The organism is Dactylosporangium salmoneum (assembly GCF_039532525.1).
Classification (GTDB): Bacteria; Actinomycetota; Actinomycetes; order Mycobacteriales; family Micromonosporaceae; genus Dactylosporangium; species Dactylosporangium salmoneum.
In genome coordinates this window covers 83,351-101,126 of record NZ_BAAARV010000058.1, presented here as the reverse complement: position 1 = coordinate 101,126, position 17,776 = coordinate 83,351, and the positions used below count along the sequence as shown (strand labels likewise).

Below are 17,776 nucleotides of genomic sequence, written 5' to 3'. Positions count from 1 at the left end.
GTGAGCGTCGATCCGCTGGGTGCGGCGCTGCCGGCCGTGCCTCTGGGGCTCGGGCTGGCGGGGCTGCTGGTGCGGTACAGGATGCGGGGTCTTTCGGCGCTGCTCGGAGTCGGCGGGGCGGCGATCGCGCTGGCCTGTGCGGTGGCCGTCGCGCTCCGCGGGGTGCGTGGGGCGGACGCCGGGCTGACCGTGGCGGAGTTCGGGCGCGTGTCGGTGACGTTCGGCACGTGGCTCGACGGACCGGCCGGGCTGGTCGCCGTGGCGGTCGGCGTGGTCGCGCTCTGCGTCCAGGTGTATTCGGTGGCGTATCTGCACGATGACGAGCGGTACGCGCCGTACGCCGCGCAGGTGAGCCTGTTCACGGGGGCGATGCTGCTGGTGGTCGTGTCCGGGGACCTGATCGCGCTGCTGGTCGGGTGGGAGGTCATGGGCATCTGCTCGTACCTGCTGATCGGGCACGACCGGCGGCTGCCGGAGGCCCCGCGCGCGGCGGTGAAGGCGTTCCTGGTGACCCGGGTCGGTGACGTCGGGTTCCTGCTGGGGATCGTGCTGCTCGGGCTGCACGCGCACAGCTTCCGCATCGCCGACGTGCTCGCGGCGGCCGCGGGTGGGAGGCTGAGCGCCGGGGTGCTGACGGCTGCGTGCGTGCTGTTGCTGGCCGGAGTGGCGGGCAAGAGCGCGCAGTTCCCGCTGCACACCTGGCTGCCCGACGCGATGGCCGGCCCGACGCCGATCTCGGCGCTGATCCACGCGGCGACGATGGTGGCGGCCGGGGTGTATGTGGTGGCGCGGCTGTTTCCGTTGTTCGAGCGGTCGACCGCGGCGCTGGTCGTGCTCGCCGTGATGGCCTCAGTGACCATGCTGCTCGGCGCCCTCAGCGCGCTCGGGCAGGACGACATCAAGCGGGTGCTCGCCTGGTCGACGGTGAGCCAGCTGGGGTACATGACGGGGGCGCTGGCGCTGGGTGCGCCCTCGGCGGCGCTGTTCCACCTGCTCACGCACGCCGCGTTCAAGGCGCTGCTGTTCCTGGCGGCGGGGTCGGTGATCCACGCGGTCGGGACGAATCTGATGTCGGCAATGGGCGGGCTGCGGGAGCGCATGCCGGTGACCTTCTGGACCATGACGATCGGGCTGGGGGCGCTGGCCGGGGTGCCGCCGCTGGCCGGGTTCTGGAGCAAGGACGCGATTCTGGAGGCGGCGGCCGGTGATGGGCCGGTGCCGCGCGGGGTCGCGTTCATCGTGCTGGGTTCGGCGATGGTGACGGTGGCGCTGACCGCGGCGTACGTGGTGCGGCTGTGGCGGCGGACGTTCTTCGGCGAGCCGCGGACGGCGGCGGCGCGGGCCGGGCACGAGCCGGCGTGGGCGATGCGCGGGCCGCTGCTGGTCCTGGCGGTGCCGTCGGCGCTGCTCGGGCTGGCCGGGTTGGCGCCGGGCTTCGGCGCGCGGCTCGGGGCGGCCGAGCGGCTGGCCCACTTCGGCTGGACGACGCCGGTCGCGCTGGTGCTGCTGCTCGCCGGGGGCTGGCTGGGCTGGCGGCGCGATCCGGCGGCCGGGCCGGCGGACACCCGCCTGGGCCGGGTGCTGGCGAACTCCTTCTATCTGGACGCGGCGCAGGATGCCCTGGTCACGCGGCCGGTGCTGGCGCTGGCGCGGCTGGCCCGGCGTACCGATGAAGCGCTGGTCGACGGCGCGGTCGAAGGGGTCGGCGCGGGCGCGGGCGGGCTCGGTGGGCTGCTGGCGCGAACGCATGCGGGCGCGCTGCCGCGGGCCGCGACGGCGGTGATCGGCGGGGCCGTGGTGCTCGCCGCGGTGATCGTCGTGGTGCTGGGGGTGGGGCGATGACCTCCGGGCAGACGCTGCTGCTGGCCGCGCTGTTGCTGCCGGCGATCGGGGCGTTGCTGGCCGCCGGGCTGCCGGCTCGGCTCGATCGGGCCGGGCGGATCGGCGGGACGGCATTCGCCGCGGCGACGCTCGGCGTCGTGGTCGCGCTCGGGCTGTCGCGCACGGAGGGCTCTGGCACCGGGCGGATCCGGCCGTTCGCGGAGATCGACGCGCCGTGGGCGCCGACGCTGAGCCTGCGGTTCCACATCGGCGTCGACGGGATCTCGTATCCCCTGGTCGTGCTGACCGCGCTGCTGACCGTGCTGTGCTGCGTGTACTGCCTGTGGCGGGTGCCGGAGCCGGGGCGGGGACGGCTGCTGGTGGCGCTGCTGCTCGTGCTGCAGGCCGGCATCACCGGGGTGTTCCTCGCCCTGGATCTGGTCCTGTTCTTCGTGTTCTTCGAGGTCGTGCTGCTGCCGATGTACGCCGTGATCGCCGTCTGGGGCGGTGCGGACCGACGGCGGGCGGCGCGGAAGTTCGTGCTGTACACGCTCTTCGGGTCGGTGCTGCTGCTCGTCGGGGTGTTCGTGGTGGTGTCGAGGTCGGGGACCGGCGACCTCGTGGCGCTGAGCGACCCCGCCGTGCGGCCGATGTCCGCCGGCATGCAGCTGCTGGCCTTCGTACTGCTGGCGCTCGCATTCGCGGTCAAGAGCCCGCTCTGGCCGCTGCACACCTGGCTGCCGGCCGCGCACACCGAGGCGCCGACGGTCGGGTCGGTGATCCTGGCCGGGGTGCTGCTGAAGATGGGCACGTACGGGCTGCTGCGGGTCGCGGTCGGTGTGGCGCCCGACGGGGCGGCGCGCAGCGCGCCCGTGCTGGGGGTGCTGGCGACTGCCGCGATCCTGGCCGGCGGGCTGATCTGCCTGGCGCAGAGCGAGCTCAAGCGGCTGATCGCGTACTCGTCGGTGGGGCACATGGGGTTCGTGCTCCTCGGCGTCGCGACGCTCACGGCCACCGGCATGCAGGCCGCGCTCATCGGCAACATCGCGCACGGCCTGGTGACCGGGCTGCTGTTCTTCGTGGCGGGCGGGATCAAGGACCGCGCCCACACCGGCGACCTGGCCCGGCTGGGCGGGCTGCGGGAGACCGCGCCGGCGCTCAGCGGGGTGCTGGCCTACGCGGCGATCGCGTCGCTCGGCCTGCCGGGGCTGGCGGGCTTCTGGGGCGAGGCGTTCGCGGTGATGGCCTCGTTCGAGCGCGGCGGGGCGCTGTGGATCACGCTCGGCTCGCTGGCCGCGGTCGGCGCGGCGCTCGCCGCCGCGTACTTCCTGCGGCTGCTGCGACGGGTGACGCACGGCCCGGCGGCGCCCGCGGTGGCGGGCCTCGGGGTAGGCGCGCGGCTGGGCCCGGGAGAGCTGGTGGCCTGGTCCCCGCTGATCGCGCTGACGCTGGTCATCGGCGTCGCCCCGGCCCTGACCCTGCACTGGTCCAACGCCGCCGTCGAGGCGCTCGCGGAGGTGTTCGGGCGATGAGGATCGATCAGGTGGCGTTGATCCCGGCGTACGTGGCGGCGGGGACCGCGTTGCTGGCGCTGCTCGTGGATCTGTTCGTGCCGGGGCGGCGCGGGGCCGTGATCGGGGCTACGGCGCTCGGCATGGCGGGGACGGCCGGGGCGGCCATCGCGGTCGGGAGCGGGGGCGCGCACCGGGCCTCGTTCTGCCTCGGGCCGGATCAGTGCTCGCTGGTGCTCGACCCGGCGGCGGCGATCGTGGCCGGGGTGTTCGCGGCGCTGGCGCTCGGGGCGCTGGCGCTGTCGGTGCCGTTGTTGCGGACGGGCGAGGTGCCCTCCGGAGAGTACTGCTTCCTGCTGGCGAGCTCGCTGGCCGGAGCCGTGGTGCTGGGCGGCGCGCGGGACCTGATCACGCTGATCGTGGCGCTGGAGACGCTGACGCTGCCGCTGTACCTGCTGGTGGGGCTGCGGCGCGGGGCGCGGGAAGGCGCGTCGGCGGCCGTCACGTTCTTCGTGGTGAGCGTCGTGTCGACCGCCGTGGCGCTGCTCGGGGCGGCGCTGGTGTTCACGGCCACCGGGGGTGTGCACTTCGCGGACATCGCCGCCGGGGCGCTGGCGCCGTCGGCGGAGCCGCTGCTGAAGGTCGGCGTGGTGCTGCTGCTGACCGGGTTCGCGTTCAAGGTGGCGGCGGTGCCGGCGCACGCGTGGGCGCCGGCGACGTACGACGGGGCGCCGCTGCCGGTGGCCGCGTACCTGTCGACGGCGTCGAAGCTCGGGGGCGTGGTCGCGCTGCTCCTGGTGGGGGTGTCGGCGGCGCGGCCGGTCCTGTCGACGTCGGGGCTGACGCTCGCGGTGCTCGCGGTGCTGAGCATGACCGTCGGGAACCTCGTGGCGCTGCGGCAGCGGCGGATGGTCCGGCTGCTGGCGTGGTCCTCGGTGGCGCAGGCCGGGTACCTGCTGGCGCCGCTCGGGGCGCTGATCGCCACCGACGACATGACCTCGCTGCTGGTGGCGGGGGTGGTCGGGTACGCCTTCTTCTACGTGGTGCTGGAGTTCGCCGCGTTCGGGGCGGTGGTCGCGGTGCGGGGAGCCCGGGACGGCGGGGCGATCGAGGAGTACCGCGGGCTGGCGCGGCGGTCGCCGTGGTTCGCGGGCGTGCTCGTGCTGGCGCTCGCCGGGCTGGCCGGGTTGCCGCCGGGGCTCGCGGGGCTCTTCGCGAAGGTGGCGGTGGTGCAGGCGCTGCTGGGCGGGGACGCCACCTGGCTGGCCGTCGTGGTGGCGGTGAACGCGGTGATCGGGCTGGCCTACTACGTGCGGGTCGGCGCCGTGCTCTTCGCGCCGGCCGAGCCGGCTACGGGGACCCGCGCGGCGCCGGACGAGGCACGCGTGGGAGCCGGCGGGGCGCCGGACGAGGTAGGTGTTGGAGCCAGCGGGGCGGCGGGCGAGGCAGGCGTTGGAACCAGCGCGGCGGCGGGCGAGGCAGGCGTTGGAACCAGCGCGGCGGCGGGCGAGGCAGGCGTGGGAGCGGGCGCGGCGCGGGACAAGGGGGTTGTGGGGGTCGGCGCGGCGCCGGGCGAGCTGGCCGTGGGCGCTGGCGCGGCGGAGATTCCGGAGGAGCGGGCCGCCTGGCCGGTTGTCGTTTCTGTGGCGGTTGCGGTGGTTGTGGCCGTGCTGATCGGGTTTGGGCCGGAGCTGGTCATGCGGGCGGCGGGGACGTTCGGGTAGCAGCTTTCAGCTAGCTCACAGCTAGCAACGGGAAGGGGTGCGGGGAGTCGCGCTGTTATTGAAGGCATGCAGCACAGGCATTTCAACGGCTTGAAGACAGCGGCCCTCCTCGGGTTGCTCACCTCTCTGATTCTGCTTGTCGGCTACTGGCTCGGCGGTAGCACCGGTCTGGTTATCGCCGTGTTCCTGTCGCTGGCGATGAACGGGTTCTCGTACTTCTACTCGGACAAGATCGCGCTTCGGGCGATGAACGCGCAGCCGGTCAGCGAGGCGCAGGCGCCGGAGTTGTACTCGATCGTGCGCGACCTGGCGACCTCGGCGGGGCAGCCCATGCCGCGGTTGTACATCAGCCCCACGCGGCAGCCGAACGCGTTTGCGACCGGGCGGAACCCGCAGAACGCGGCGGTGGCCGTCACGGCGGGGATTCTCGAGATGCTCACGCCGCGCGAGCTGCGCGGGGTGATCGGGCACGAGCTGTCGCACGTGTACAACCGGGACATCCTGATCTCCAGCGTCGCCGGGGCGCTGGGCGGGATGATCACGATGCTGGCCAACCTGGCGATCTTCCTGCCGCTCGGCGGGTCGAACGACGACGAGGACGGGCCCGGGATGGCGGGGCTGCTCCTGATGCTCATCCTCGGGCCGCTGGCGGCGACCGTCATCCAGATGGCGATCAGCCGGAGCCGGGAGTACGAGGCGGACGAGTCCGGGGCGAAGCTGACCGGGGACCCGCTGGCGCTGGCGAGCGCGCTGCGCAAGATTCACCGGGGTACGCAGGCGCTGCCGCTGCCGGCCGACGGGCAGCTGGCCAGCCAGGCGCACCTGATGATCGACAACCCGCTCAAGGGTGGGGGGATCGCGTCGCTGTTCTCGACGCACCCGCCGATGGAGCAGCGCGTCGCCCGGCTGGAGCAGATGGCCGGGGTCACCAGCTCCCGGTAGCCGACCGGCCCCGCGAGCCGCGAGCCGCGCACCGCGAGCCGCGCACCGCGAGCCGGAAGCCGCGAGCCGCGAGCCGCGAGCCGCCTGGCTCGGGGAGCAGGGCAGGTGGCGCGGGTGAGCCACCTGGCCACGCGTGAGGTTGGTAACGACCCCAGGGAAATTAGGTCGATACTCTCGAAGGGCCCGCCGTACGATCGGCGGGCCCTTTCGCGTGGTTGCGGCTGGGTGGGATCGGAACAGGAAGGGGCAGGCCGTGCGGCAGTACCTGTCCGTGTGGCGGCTGCCCGGGGCGCCGGTGTTGCTGATCGTCGGGGTGTTCGCGCGCCTCGGGATCGGGATGGTCTCGCTGGCGCTGCTGTTGCTCCTCGAGCAGGCGCACGGGCGGTATGCGCTGGCGGCGTTGGCCTGCTCGGTGTACGCCGTGGCGGGGGCCGCCGTCAGTCCGCTGATGGGGCGGCTCGCGGATCGAGTGGGACCGGCGCCGGTGCTGATGGTCACTGGGGTGGCGTACCCGTGCTGCTTGGGCTTCTTGATCTTCGCGGGGCTGCGGGATCTGCCGCTGCCGGTCGTGCTCGGGGCCGCGGTGCTGGCCGGGGTGACCTTTCCCCCGCTGACGGCGGCGGTGCGCGGGACGTGGAACGCGCTCACCGCGGATCTGCCCGAGGTGCGGGTCACGGCGCTGGCGGCGGAGACCTCGCTGTTCGAGGTCGTGTTCGTGGTGGGGCCGATGCTCGTCGCGCTCTGCGTGGCGGTCTGGCAGCCGGCGGTGGCGCTCGGGGCGGCGGCGGTGACCACGCTCGTCGGCACGCTCGTGGTGGCGCGCGGGCGGGCGATCCGGTCGTGGCGGCGGGCAGAGGGGCACGCCCAGGCGCGGGGGCTCGGGCCGCTGCGGGTGCCTGGGTTTACGGCGCTGCTGGTGACGGCGGTCGGGCTGGGGTTCGCGTTCGGCGCGACGGGGGTGACGGTGCCGGCGTTCGCGACCGAGCACGTCGCGCACGACCCGCAGAGCGCCGGCGGGATCCTGCTGGGCGTCTGGGGAATCGGCAGCGCGGTGAGCGGGATCTGGTTCGGGACCCGGTCGCATCGGCGGGTCCGGCTGCGGTGGATGCTCGTCGCGGTGGCCGGCAGCCTGGCGATCCTCGCGGCGATGCCCAACACCACCGCGCTCGGGGCCGCGCTGATCATCGGCGGGGCGACCATCGCGCCGGCGTTGACCGTGCAGAACTCGATGGTCGGGGCGCTCGTGCCGCGGTCGATGCTCAATGAGGCGTACACCTGGCTGGTGACCGTCTCCATCGGCGCCAGTGCTGCCGGGGTGGCGGTGACCGGGCTGGTGGTGGATCGGCCGGGCGGCGCCGCGTGGGCGTTCCTGCTGGCCGGGGCGGCGGTGGCGGCCGGAGCGGTGATCGCGCCCGCAGCCCCCGCGACGGCGCCGCGAAGCACCGAAGTCCCGGCAGCGGAGAGCCCCGGAGCAGCGGTGGCGGAGAGCACCGAAGCACCGGCGGCGGGCACCGGCGCTCCGGCAGCGGGCACCGGCGCTCCGGCGGCGGCGGGCATCGAAGCACCAGCGGCGGGCATCGAAGCACCAGCGGCGGTGGGCATCGAGGCACCAGCGGCGGGCATCGAAGTGATCACGCCGGCGGCGAAAGGCATCGAACCGACCGCGCCCGTAGCGCTACTCAGCGAAGCGCCCACGCCGTCCGCGTGAAGCACCACAGCATCCGACAAAAGCCGCCGAGCGGGACACGTCACTCACACGAGCGATCGTGGCGGGGCTGGCGTGTAGGGTCAGCGGCCATGGCACAAACGATCTACGCCGTGCTGACCGAGCCCGATGAGGCATGGGAGCCCGACATCGAGATCCGCCACACCGACAGCTTCCTCCGGGTGCGGGCCGAGGAGGCGTCCACCCGCCCGCGGGAGCGGGAGGATCGAGAGGGATCGAACGAAGGTTAGGCTCTTCGGCCATGGGTGCGATCAGACCGTGGGAAGTGTTGGCGTGCTGCGTGTGCATGGTTGCCGTGGTGACCGCCATCGTCGTAACGATCGTGCTGGTGCGCCGAAACCAGCGATCCAAATAGCATGACGAATCAGACAGGTCCGGCCACGAATTGGCCGGACCTGTCTGGCAAAGGGGCTCAGTTCCGAACGATGGACTGGGCCAGCGTCGAGGTCAGGCCGCCGTCCACCGGCAGCGTGGCGCCGTGGATGTGGGCGGACTCGTCCGAGGCGAGGAACACCGCGGCGGCGGCGATCTCCGCGGCGCTCGAGAGGCGGCCGCTCGGGGTGGTCGAGACCATGCGCTCCAGCATCGGGCGCAGGTGGGTGGACCACTCCACCTCGGTCGGGCCGGGGGCGATCGTGTTGACCCGGATGCCGCTCGGGCCGAACTCCGCCGCCCACGCCGCCGTCATCGCGTGCAGGGCGGCCTTCGTGGCGCTGTAGAGCGCACTGCCGGCCAGACCGGTCAGGGCGTTGATCGAGCCGATGTTGACGATCGCGCCGGAGCCGCGGGCCTGCATCTTCGGGGCCAGGGCGGCGGTCAGCAGGTACGGGGCCTTGATGTTGGTGGCCAGCGCGGCGTCGACGACGTCCTCCGGCGTGTCGGCGGTGGGGCGGCCGCCGACCAGGTACGCGGCGTTGTTCACGAGGATGTCGACCTCCCCCACGGCGGCGGCGAAGTCCTCGATCGCGGCCTTGCCGGCGGCCAGGTCGCCCGCGACGAAGGAGGCCCTCCCGCCGGCGTCGGTGATGGCGCGGACGACCTCGGCGCCGAGGTCGGTGCGGCGGCCGGTGACGATCACGGCGGCCCCCTCGGCGGCGAACCGTTCGGCGATGGCGCGGCCGATGCCGCTGGTAGACCCGGTGACGAGGGCGATTCGGTGTACGAGACGGCTCATGGCGTACGACTCCTGATTGGACTGATCGGTCCAGCCAACGTAGCACCGAATGGACTGGGCGGTCCATCCGCCTATGATGAGACCGTGGGCACGCCATTGACGCGCAAGGGGGCCGCCACCCGGGAGCGGATCATTGCGGGGGCGGCGGTGCTGCTGCGCGAGCGCGGGGTGGACGAGGTGTCGCTCGATGACATCCGCGCGGCGACCGCGACGAGCAAGAGCCAGCTCTTCCACTACTTCCCCGAGGGGCGTTCCCAGCTACTGCTGGCCGTCGCCGAGCATGAGGCCGCGGCGGTACTGCAGGATCAGGAGCCCCATCTCAGCACCCTCGGCCCGCCGGAGTCCTGGGCGGCGTGGCGGGACGCGGTGATCGCGCGGTACGAGGCGCAGGGGACGCGGTGCCCGCTCGGGGCACTGACCCGGCAGCTGGCGCCGACCAACCCCGAGGTGCGGCCGATCGTGACCGCGCTGCTGGACACCTGGCGGGAGCGGCTGACGGAGGGCGCTCGCCGGGCAAAGGCCGCGGATCCCGAGAAGTCCGGACTCGTGCTACTCGCCGCCGTGCAGGGCGGGGTCGGCATCCTGCTCGCCACGGGCGACTCGACGGCGCTGCGAGTCGCCCTGGACGCCGCCCTTACGCCCGTTTTGCGCCCCAAAATCACGACATAACCGCTGTCAGGCGAAAAATCAGAAAAGTCGCGGCACGGAGTGCCCGACTTTTCGTGATCCAACGACGCCTACTCCGGCGGCCACCACGCCGCCGAGCGCATGTCCACCTTCTCGCCGCGCAACGGGGTCCCCTCCGACCGATGCCGCCGCAGCGCCTCCGCCTCGTGCCCCGGGACCAGCCGCCCATTGGCCGCAACCACCCGGTGCCACGGCACCCCACCCCCGTAGTGGGCCATCACCGCCCCCACCTGACGAGGGCCGCCGCGCTGCAGGAATTCGGCGATCGCGCCGTACGACATCACGCGACCTGGCGGAATGCGCTCCACAAGTGTGAGCACCATCTCTGCATAGTCCTCGTCGGCCACGATATGGGAACCTACCGCGCTGCGGCGCGGGGCACGCGGCAAGATAGTCGGCGTGCGCGAACAGGTCACCGAGGCTCGACGCATCGTTGTCAAGGTCGGGTCGTCGTCGCTGACCACCGCAGACGGAGGGCTCGACGAGAGCCGCGTCGACGCGCTGGTCGAGGCGCTCGCCGCCACGCCGGCCGAGGTCGTGCTGGTCTCGTCGGGTGCGATCGCGGCCGGGCTGGCCCCGCTCGGGCTGCCGAGGCGGCCGCGGGACCTGGCCACCCAGCAGGCGGCGGCGAGCGTGGGGCAGGGGCTGCTCATGCGCGCGTACAACGACGCCTTCGCGCGCCACGGCCGGGTGGTCGGCCAGGTGCTGCTGACCGTGGACGACGTGACCCGGCGGGTGCACTACCGCAACGCGTACCGCACGCTGCGCCGCCTGCTGGACCTGAAGGCCATCCCGATCGTCAACGAGAACGACACCGTGGCCACGCAGGAGATCCGGTTCGGCGACAACGACCGGCTGGCCGCCCTGGTCGCCGCGCTCGTCCACGCCGACCTGCTCGTGCTGCTGTCCGACGTGGACGGGCTGTACACCGGCGACCCGTCCCTGCCGACCTCGGAGCCGATCCACGACGTGCGGCGCTTCGAGGACCTGGAGGGCATCGACATCCGCAGGCCGGGCAAGGCCGGGGTCGGCACCGGGGGCATGGTCACCAAGGTCGAGGCCGCGCGGATCGCCACCACCAGCGGCATCCCGGTCGTGCTGTCCAACGCCCCGAGCGCCGGGGCCGTGCTCGGCGGCCTCGAGGTCGGCACGCTCTTCCACCGCCAGCGCAAGCGGCCCCAGGCGCGGCTCTTCTGGCTCGCCCACGCCACCAGCCCGCGCGGCCGACTGCACCTCGACCCGGGCGCGGTGCGGGCCGTGGTCGGCGGCCACGCCTCGCTGCTGGCGGCCGGCATCACCGCGGTCGACGGGCGCTTCGCCGCCGGCGACCCGGTCGACCTGGTCGACGTCGGCGGCGTCCCGGTGGCCCGCGGCCTGGTCAACTACGACGCCGAGGAGCTGCCGGCGCTGCTGGGCCGGTCCACCAACGAGCTGGGCCCCGGGTACGGCCGCGAGGTCGTGCACCGCGACGATCTGGTCCTGCTGTAGATCCTGCTGTACAAAAAGCCATGCATCGTCGCGTGCGCATCGGCTACGCCCTGGGCTCGCTCGTCACGGGCGCCTTCGGCACCGTGCCGGGGCTCCTGCTGCTGCCCTACCTGACCGACACCCTCGGCGTGGCGGCCGGCCTGGCCGGGGTCCTGGTGCTCGCGCCGAAGGCCTGGGACGTGCTGATCAACCCGGTCGCGGGGCGGATCTCCGACCGCACGCGGACCCGCTGGGGAGCCCGCCGCCCGTACCTGCTCGGCGGGGGCCTCGCGGTCGCCCTGCTCTTCGCCGCGATCTTCGCCGCCCCGGTGCGCAGCGGGCTGTACGTCGCGCTGGTCTTCCTCGCCACCGCCACCGCGTACGCCTTCTACCAGGTGCCGTACGTGGCCATGCCGGCCGAGATGACCGACGACTACGCCGAGCGGACCAGGCTGATGACCTGGCGGGTGGCGCTCCTGGCGGTGGCCATCCTGGTCTCCGGCGCCGTCGCGCCGCTGGTGACCAAGCAGTTTGGCGGCGGGATCCCGGGCCATCGGGCCATGGGGGTCTTCGTCGCCGTCCTGATTCTCCTCGGTACCGCGGGATCCTTCCTCGGCACCGCGGGCGCCCCCACCGGCCGGGTCATGGAGAGCGAGCCGAGCCTGGCCCGCCAGCTGCGCACCGCGCGGGAGAACGGCGCCTTCACCCGGCTGCTGATCTGCTTCGTCGTCCAGGCCGCCGGGATCGGCACCATGCTCGCCGGGGTCAGCTACTTCGCCACCCAGATCCTGAAGGACCCCGACACGGGCGCCACCGTGCTCTTCGCCTGCTTCGTCGGCCCGGCCCTGCTGGTCATGCCGCTGTGGTCGCGGATCGGCGCCCGGCTGGGCAAGCTGCGCGCGTACGTGCTGGCCTCGCTGGTCTTCGCCGCCGCCGCGCTGCTCATCGCGCTGGCCCCGGTCCTGCCCGCCGCCGTGGTGTACGTGCTCACCGGGCTGGTCGGCGTCGGCTACGCCGGCCAGCAGGTCTTCGGCCTGGCCATGCTGCCGGACTGCATCGCCTACGACGCGCAGCGCACCGGCCGGCGGCAGGCGGGCGTGTTCACCGGGCTGTGGACCGCCGGCGAGACGCTCGGCCTGGCCCTGGGCCCCGGCGTGTTCGCGCTGCTGCTGGCGGCCTTCGGGTACGTCTCCAGCGACTCCGGCTCGGCCGCCGCGCAGACCGATACCGCGCGCCTCGGCGTGCTGCTCGGCTTCACCGTCGTACCGGCGGTGGTGGTCGCATTGGCGCTCGTCACTCTGCGAGGCTACGACCTGGACGAAGCGCGACTGGCGCGACACCGGTTGGACGAAGCGCAGATGGCGACGAACCAGGAGGGATGAGCCGCATGGGTGCACTGCCGGAGCACGGGGTCCCGGCCGAGGAGGTCCTGGCGGAGCTGCGGGCCATGCGCGGCGGCGACCTGCCGACGCACGGCGGGCGGCTATTCGCCTACGTGTACGACCCGGGCCTGGCCGGGCTCGACGAGCTCGCGGCGGCCGCGCACGCGATGTCCGCGCACGTCAACGGGCTCGACCCGACCGCCTTCCCGTCGCTGCTGGCGATGGAGAACGACCTCGTCGGCGCGGCCGCGCAGGTCCTCGGCGGCGACCAGGGCACGGTCGGCAGCGTGACCAGCGGCGGCACCGAGTCGCTCATCCTCGCGGTGAAGGCGGCCCGCGATGCCCGCCCCGACATCGCCGCGCCGCGCCTGGTCATGCCGGTCACCGCGCACGCGGCCCTGGCCAAGGCGGCGTCCTACCTGCGGGTGAAGCTCGACACCGTGCCCGTCGACCCGGCGACGCTGCGGGTCGACCCGGCGGCGGTGGCCGCGGCGATCACCCCGGAGACGGTGCTCGTCGCCTGTTCCGCGCCGTCGTACGCCCACGGGCTGATCGACCCGGTGGAGCCGATCGCCGCGGCGGCCGCGGCCGCGGGCGTGCGCTGCCACGTGGACGCGTGCTTCGGCGGGTGGACGCTGCCGTACCTGCGCCGGCTGGGCGAGCCGATCCCGCCGTTCGACCTGTCCGTGCCCGGGGTCACCAGCATCTCGGTGGATCTGCACAAATATGCGTACGCGCCGAAGGGCGTCTCCATCCTGCTGCACCGCGACGAGTCCCTCCGCGCCGCGCAGTACTTCGGGTACGCGGACTGGCCGGGGTACACCATGGTCAACCCGGTCATCTCGTCCACCCGCAGCGGCGGTCCGATCGCCGCGGCCTGGGCGACGCTGCGCCACATCGGCGACGACGGCTACCTCGCGCTGGCCGCCCGCACGCGGGACGCCGCCACGGCGATCGCCGAGGCCGTTGCCAAGGTCCAGGACTTCGCGGTCGTACCGCGGGAGTCGACCGTCGTCGCCTTCATGTCCTCGACGATCGACCTCTTCGTGCTGGCCGACGAGCTGGCCGCGCGGGGCTGGCACACGCAGCCGCAGTTCCGCCACGGCGACATCCCGCCCTCGGTGCACCTGACCGTGACCGCGGCCGTGGCCCCGCGGGTGGAGGAGTTCGAGGCTGACCTCGCCGCCGCCGTCGCCGCCGCGCGCGAGCACGGCCCGGTCGAGCTGCCGCCGGGGATCCTGGACCTGCTGGGCGCCGCACCCGTCGAGCAGCTCGCCGGTGCGCTCGGGCTCGGCGCCGGCGGGGCGCTGCCGGAGCGCATGGCCCCCGTCAATGCGCTGCTGAACGCGGCGCCTCCCGCCGTACGAGAGCAGCTTCTCGTGGCTTTTCTCAGTCTCCTGCAGCGACCTTCACGGCGGCCGTGAGCACGAGCTGACCCAGCGCGCCGGGGACCAGGACCAGCCAGCACAGCCGCTGCAACTGGTCCTCGCGCAGCCGGGGGTAGCTGACCCGCACCCAGATCACCACGAACGACACCGCGAACACCTTGATCAGCGTCCAGGCCCACCCGAGCTGGGCGTCCAGGCCGAAGGGGCCCTTCCAGCCGCCGAGGAACAGCACCGTGGTGAGCGCGGCGATGACCACGATGCCGACGTACTCGGCGAGCAGGAAGAACGCGAAGCGCAGGCCGGTGTACTCGGTCATGTAGCCGAAGACCAGCTCGGAGTCGGCGATCGGCATGTCGAACGGCGGGCGGCGGATCTCGGCCAGGCCGGCGGTGAAGAAGATCAGCATCGCCGGCAGCTGCCAGAGCAGCCACCAGGGCCGCCAGGCCTCGACGATCCCGGACAGCGACAGCGTGCCGGCGGCCATCGCGACCGACAGCGCCGAGAGGATGAACGGCAGCTCGTAGCCGAGCAGCTGGGCCGCCGCGCGCAGGCCGCCGAGCAGCGCGTACTTGTTGGCGCTGCTCCAGGCGGCCATCAGCACCGCGACCACCCCGACGCCGACCACCGCGAGCACGAAGAACAGCCCGATGTCGAGCTTCTGGGCGACCAGCCCGTGTGGGCCGAGCGGGATCACCAGCAGTACCACCAGGTATGGCAGCAGCGCGATCACCGGGGCCAGCCGGAAGACCGCCCGGTCGGCCGAGCGCGGGGTGATGTCCTCCTTCTGCACGAACTTGACGCCGTCGGCGACGAGCTGGGCCCAGCCGTGGAAGGCGCCGGCGTACATCGGCCCGAGCCGCCCCTGCATGTGCGCCATGACCTTGTGCTCGGCCTGGCCGACGATCAGCGGCAGGGTGAGGAAGGCCACGACGACCGCCAGGACGCGGATCGCCACATCCAGCCAGATCGGCATCAGCCGCGCCTCCCCGGCCACTCGTCGGGGTCGGGCACGCCCGGCGGGCGCATCGGCGCGCGCTTGGCGACCGCGTGCTCGCTCTCCCCCGGCTCCTTGGCCCCGGGCCACGGCTTGGCCACGCGCGAGGCCAGCACGAACTCCTTGCGCAGTGGGTGGCCCTCGAACTCCGGCGGGAGCAGCAGCGGGTCGAGCCCGGGGTGGCCGGTGAAGCCGATGCCGAACATCTCGTGGGTCTCGCGCTCGTGCCAGGCCGCACCGGGGAACGTCCTCGTGATGGACGCGATCGCGGGCGCGGAGCGCGGCAGCTCGGCCCGCACCAGCACGCCGTGCTTGCGCTCGGTCGACCAGAGGTGGGCCACGATCAGGAACCCGCCGGGCAGCTCGTCGACGGCGGAGAGCCAGTCGAAGAAGTCGCAGCCCAGCCCGGTCTTCGCCTGCTCCATCGCGTCGACCCAGCGCTCGGCCGGCACGTCGACCGTGGCCCGGGCGAACTTGCCGCCGCCGCTCTCGGAGGCCTCCCCCGCGCCCAGAAGCTCGACGAGCCGGGCGCCGATCTCGGCCGGGGTCACGGCCGCACCGGCGGCGCGGTCAGGGCCTTCACGTCGGGCCGCGGGGTGCCGCCCAGCCCGGCCTGCTCCCCCGCGATCTTCTCCTGCAGCCGCATGATGCCGTGCAGCAGCGCCTCGGGGCGCGGCGGGCAGCCGGGGACGTAGACGTCGACGGGGATGAGCTGGTCCACGCCCTTGGTCACCGAGTAGGAGTCCCAGTACGGCCCGCCGCAGTTGCTGCAGGCGCCGAAGCTGATGACGTACTTCGGCTCGGGCATCTGGTCGTAGAGGCGCTTGATGGCCGGGGCCATCTTGTCGGTCACGGTGCCGGAGACGACCATGAGGTCGGCCTGGCGGGGACCGTGCGCAAAGGGGATGACGCCCAGGCGCATGAAGTCGTGGCGACCCATGGACGTGGCGATGAACTCGATCGCGCAGCAGGCCAGCCCGAAGTTGAACACCCACAGGGAGTATCGGCGCCCCCAGTTGAGCACGAACTTGATCGGCTCGCCCAGCACTCCCGACATGGCCACAGCCTACTCGTGGAACCGAGGGCGGGCGACGACCCGTTCGCCCGCCCTCGACCGTTGCTCTCAGCAGGTCACGCCGGCGCATCCGCTGGGGTCGCCGGTAGAGGTGTTGCCGCCGCCGTCGATGACCGACCCGGCGTCGGCGAAGACCCCGTAGCTGGCGTTGTTCAGGGCGGTGTTGTTCTTCACCGTGACCTTCGCCCCGCTGACCGTGGCGAAGTGCAGCCCGTCGGCCACCGGCCGCCCGAGCCGGTCGCTGACCCCGCCCGTGAACCCGTTGCCGTCGAACGTGTTGCCCGACACGGTCGCCACCGAGGTGCTCGTCGTCGCCGACACCTCGAACAGCACGCCGGCCGCGGTGTTGCCGGTGAAGTTGTTCCCGGAGATGTTCGTCCCGGTGATCGTGGCCAGGTCGCTGACCCTGGTCTTCACCCCGATCCCGTTGCCGCTGAACGTGTTGCCGAGGATCTGCGCCCCGAACCCGGTCGGGTCGATCACGAGCCCCACGCCGGCGCCCTGGATGGTGTCGTTCTGGAACAGCCCGCCCTGCGACGTCGACGAGTACGCGATCGGCGCCCGGGTGAACGTGCTGTTGGTCAGCTTCACCGTGTTGGACTGGCTGATCGAGACGCTCCCGTCGGTCGCCGACCCGAGGTCGAACAGGAACGAGTTGGACGAGGTGGCGGTGAGCGGCGCATGGTCGAGCGCGACACCGTTGAACTGCACGCCGGTGCTGAGCGCCACCTGCACCGAGCCGGAGGTGACGCTGCCGCCGTTCACGTGGGTGTCGTTGCCGTTCTGCACCTTGATCCCGACGCCGTTCTGCACGGCGAGGTTGCTGAGGATCGCGCGCTTGGAGGCGGTGACGAACACCCCGGTGGCGAACCCGCTGATGCCACCGTTGGTGACGGTCACGTCGTTGGCGTACGAGCCGACCTGCACGCCGGTGCCCGTCCCGGTGCCGATGACGTTGTACCCGCCGAGGTCCACGGTGATCCCGGCCGCCCCCACGATGAGCGCATTGCCGGTGCAGTTGAGATCGCTGGTGAGCGTGACGCTACTGGTGATCACGGAGCCACACGCGGGGTTGGCGAGGGCCTGGGTGGCGGGGGCCGCGGCGAGCCCGATTCCGACGGCCACGGCGACGAGAACGTGCCGGGCCAAGCGGGACTGGTTGCGCATGAGTCACGTCCTTCTGGATCGACAGAGGGCGAACTATTGATCCAGAGGCTATCGACGAACGTGTTTGCGTGGTGTCCCGCTGCGCACTTCGCCCATCCCGGCCATTTGCGAGCGCCGCCTTGCATATCTGACGCAACCGGTCACCACCTGCTGACCCGTCTCCACGCCGTCACGCGGGCGCCGTCCGGCGTACTTAATAGCTCTTACCGTTCTTGGTCAACGAAGCCGAGGCGGCGGTTCATCGCGATCGCGGACGCGTTGAGCGGGTGGTGCATCGTCATGACCCGCCGGTAGCCCGACGAGCGGACGAGGCGGATGCCGAGGAGTTTCAGCGCCAGCGACAGACCTTGGCCGCGATACGGCGCGAGCACGCCGGTCATCTCGTTGAACGCATATCCCTCCGCCGGGTGCAACGACGTCGCGGACATCCCGATCCACTCGCCATCGCGAACCGCGAGGACGACTCCGCCCGGGTGGAAGCTCGGCACCTCGATGCGCTTCGCCACGTACTCGTCGTAGCAAAGAACGCTCCCCGTTGCGGGATATCGGCCGAGCACGTCTTGTTGAGTTCGTACAACGCCCGGCGGTGCTCAGCCGTGTCGCCGAGCTCGACGAACGTCGTGAACCCGATGCCTGACTCGCACGCCCTCCGCAGATACGGCTCGAAGTCCTCTTCGTTGAACCCGTCCACGTCCAGTTGAAGGCGTACCCAATCCAC

The 17,776-nt window shown here is 72.7% G+C and carries 17 protein-coding genes; 10 read left to right on the top strand and 7 right to left on the bottom strand.

Going from position 1 to position 17,776, the window contains the following annotated elements; all coding sequences use genetic code 11:
• The 6 genes from ABD352_RS30490 (at window position 1) to ABD352_RS30465 (ending at window position 7,954) form a co-directional block, all read left to right on the top strand.
• Entirely contained in the window at window positions 1–1,842 is a 1,842-nt protein-coding gene (locus ABD352_RS30490; RefSeq protein WP_344615966.1) for an NADH-quinone oxidoreductase subunit 5 family protein, read from the top strand.
• Window positions 1,839–3,353: a complex I subunit 4 family protein gene (locus tag ABD352_RS30485; protein ID WP_344615965.1), complete on the top strand. Its 1,515-nt coding sequence runs from the start codon at window positions 1,839–1,841 to the stop codon at window positions 3,351–3,353. Before ABD352_RS30490 ends, ABD352_RS30485 begins: the two co-directional genes overlap by 4 nt.
• Complete coding sequence (locus ABD352_RS30480; protein ID WP_344615964.1) at window positions 3,350–5,056, top strand: NADH-quinone oxidoreductase subunit N; 1,707 nt, start codon at window positions 3,350–3,352, stop codon at window positions 5,054–5,056. Before ABD352_RS30485 ends, ABD352_RS30480 begins: the two co-directional genes overlap by 4 nt.
• Window positions 5,057–5,122: 66 nt before the next feature.
• Window positions 5,123–5,998, top strand: coding sequence for a zinc metalloprotease HtpX (gene htpX, locus ABD352_RS30475; RefSeq protein ID WP_344615963.1), 876 nt, complete (start codon window positions 5,123–5,125; stop codon window positions 5,996–5,998).
• Between the two features lie 253 nt (window positions 5,999–6,251).
• Window positions 6,252–7,706, top strand: coding sequence for an MFS transporter (locus ABD352_RS30470; protein ID WP_344615962.1), 1,455 nt, complete (start codon window positions 6,252–6,254; stop codon window positions 7,704–7,706).
• A gap of 89 nt (window positions 7,707–7,795) precedes the next feature.
• Window positions 7,796–7,954, top strand: a complete 159-nt coding sequence (locus ABD352_RS30465) for a hypothetical protein (protein ID WP_344615961.1) — start codon at window positions 7,796–7,798, stop codon at window positions 7,952–7,954.
• A 182-nt stretch (window positions 7,955–8,136) separates the two neighbouring features.
• Here the strand turns inward: ABD352_RS30465 and ABD352_RS30460 are convergent, their stop codons facing one another.
• Window positions 8,137–8,898 carry an SDR family NAD(P)-dependent oxidoreductase gene (locus ABD352_RS30460; RefSeq protein WP_344615960.1) on the bottom strand — a complete coding sequence of 254 codons (762 nt, stop codon included), beginning with the start codon at window positions 8,896–8,898 and terminating at the stop codon, window positions 8,137–8,139.
• An 84-nt stretch (window positions 8,899–8,982) separates the two neighbouring features.
• On the opposite strand from ABD352_RS30460, the gene ABD352_RS30455 reads away from it, so the two are divergent.
• The gene (locus tag ABD352_RS30455; protein WP_344615959.1) at window positions 8,983–9,567 is read left to right on the top strand and encodes a TetR/AcrR family transcriptional regulator; all 585 of its coding nucleotides are present in this window, start codon (window positions 8,983–8,985) and stop codon (window positions 9,565–9,567) included.
• A gap of 68 nt (window positions 9,568–9,635) precedes the next feature.
• On the opposite strand, the gene ABD352_RS30450 is transcribed toward ABD352_RS30455, so the two are convergent.
• Window positions 9,636–9,932, bottom strand: coding sequence for an MGMT family protein (locus ABD352_RS30450; RefSeq protein ID WP_344615958.1), 297 nt, complete (start codon window positions 9,930–9,932; stop codon window positions 9,636–9,638).
• 52 nt (window positions 9,933–9,984) lie between these two features.
• Here ABD352_RS30450 and proB point away from each other — a divergent pair, with 52 nt between their 5' ends.
• From proB to ABD352_RS30435, 3 genes are read left to right on the top strand one after another with little or no spacing between them, the layout of a single operon-like run.
• On the top strand, window positions 9,985–11,073 hold the full coding sequence (gene proB / locus ABD352_RS30445) for a glutamate 5-kinase (RefSeq protein WP_344615957.1): 1,089 nt from the start codon (window positions 9,985–9,987) through the stop codon (window positions 11,071–11,073).
• A 20-nt stretch (window positions 11,074–11,093) separates the two neighbouring features.
• Entirely contained in the window at window positions 11,094–12,434 is a 1,341-nt protein-coding gene (locus ABD352_RS30440; RefSeq protein ID WP_344615956.1) for an MFS transporter, read from the top strand.
• Window positions 12,431–13,858 (top strand): pyridoxal phosphate-dependent decarboxylase family protein, encoded by a 1,428-nt coding sequence (locus ABD352_RS30435; RefSeq protein WP_344615955.1) that lies wholly within the window; start codon window positions 12,431–12,433, stop codon window positions 13,856–13,858. Before ABD352_RS30440 ends, ABD352_RS30435 begins: the two co-directional genes overlap by 4 nt.
• Here ABD352_RS30435 and ABD352_RS30430 read toward each other — a convergent pair.
• From ABD352_RS30430 to ABD352_RS30410, 5 genes are all read right to left on the bottom strand, one after another.
• Complete coding sequence (locus tag ABD352_RS30430) at window positions 13,824–14,795, bottom strand: complex I subunit 1/NuoH family protein (protein ID WP_344615954.1); 972 nt, start codon at window positions 14,793–14,795, stop codon at window positions 13,824–13,826. The genes ABD352_RS30435 and ABD352_RS30430 overlap by 35 nt on opposite strands.
• Window positions 14,795–15,367 carry an NADH-quinone oxidoreductase subunit C gene (locus tag ABD352_RS30425; protein ID WP_344615953.1) on the bottom strand — a complete coding sequence of 191 codons (573 nt, stop codon included), beginning with the start codon at window positions 15,365–15,367 and terminating at the stop codon, window positions 14,795–14,797. The genes ABD352_RS30430 and ABD352_RS30425 overlap by 1 nt, the downstream gene beginning before the upstream one ends.
• Complete coding sequence (locus tag ABD352_RS30420; protein WP_425553692.1) at window positions 15,364–15,873, bottom strand: NADH-quinone oxidoreductase subunit B; 510 nt, start codon at window positions 15,871–15,873, stop codon at window positions 15,364–15,366. Before ABD352_RS30420 ends, ABD352_RS30425 begins: the two co-directional genes overlap by 4 nt.
• Before the next feature lie 66 nt (window positions 15,874–15,939).
• Complete coding sequence (locus ABD352_RS30415) at window positions 15,940–17,058, bottom strand: right-handed parallel beta-helix repeat-containing protein (protein WP_344615951.1); 1,119 nt, start codon at window positions 17,056–17,058, stop codon at window positions 15,940–15,942.
• Window positions 17,059–17,261: 203 nt separating this feature from the next.
• Entirely contained in the window at window positions 17,262–17,564 is a 303-nt protein-coding gene (locus ABD352_RS30410; protein WP_344615950.1) for a GNAT family N-acetyltransferase, read from the bottom strand.
• Window positions 17,565–17,776: the final 212 nt, after the last annotated feature.